Annotated in this window: 1 protein-coding gene; it reads left to right on the top strand. The window is 65.6% G+C overall.

All coding sequences use genetic code 11. From position 1 onward, the window contains the following. Positions 1-680, top strand: a 680-nt coding sequence (locus AC04SH_RS34905) for a TCP-1/cpn60 chaperonin family protein (protein ID WP_488578085.1), incomplete at both ends; no start/stop codon positions are given.

The following is a 680-nucleotide window of genomic DNA, read 5'->3' as shown; positions in this document are numbered from 1 at the left end:
ACCGGTGGCCAGGTCATCTCGGAAGACCTCGGCATCAAGCTCGAGAACGTCGGCCTCAACATGCTCGGCCGCGCCAAGAAGGTGTCGATCTCCAAGGAGAACACCACCATCGTCGACGGCGCCGGCAAGAAGGCCGAGATCCAGGGCCGTGTCGCCCAGATCAAGCAGCAGATCGAAGAGACCACCTCGGACTACGACAAGGAGAAGCTGCAGGAACGTCTCGCGAAGCTCGCCGGCGGCGTTGCGGTGATCCGCGTCGGCGGTGCGACGGAAGTCGAAGTCAAGGAAAAGAAGGACCGCGTCGATGACGCCCTCAACGCGACCCGCGCGGCCGTCGAAGAAGGCATCGTTGCAGGCGGCGGTGTCGCCCTGCTGCGCGCTTCGGCCAACATCAAGGCCACCGGCGCCAATGCCGACCAGGCCGCTGGCATCAACATCGTGCGTCGGGCACTGCAGGCTCCGGCCCGCCAGATCGCGGCCAACGCCGGTGCGGAAGCATCGATCGTTGCCGGCAAGATCCTTGAGAACAAGGGCGCGACCTTCGGTTACAACGCCCAGACCGGCGAGTATGGCGACATGATCGCCATGGGCATCGTCGACCCGGTCAAGGTCGTGCGCACCGCTCTCCAGGACGCGGCCTCGGTCGCCGGCCTGCTCGTCACCACCGAAGCCATGATCGC

The sequence above is a fragment of the Mesorhizobium sp. CNPSo 4688 genome (genome assembly GCF_057784295.1).
The sequence above is the reverse complement of the archived record's forward strand: the minus strand, read 5'-3'. Positions and strand labels throughout refer to the sequence as shown.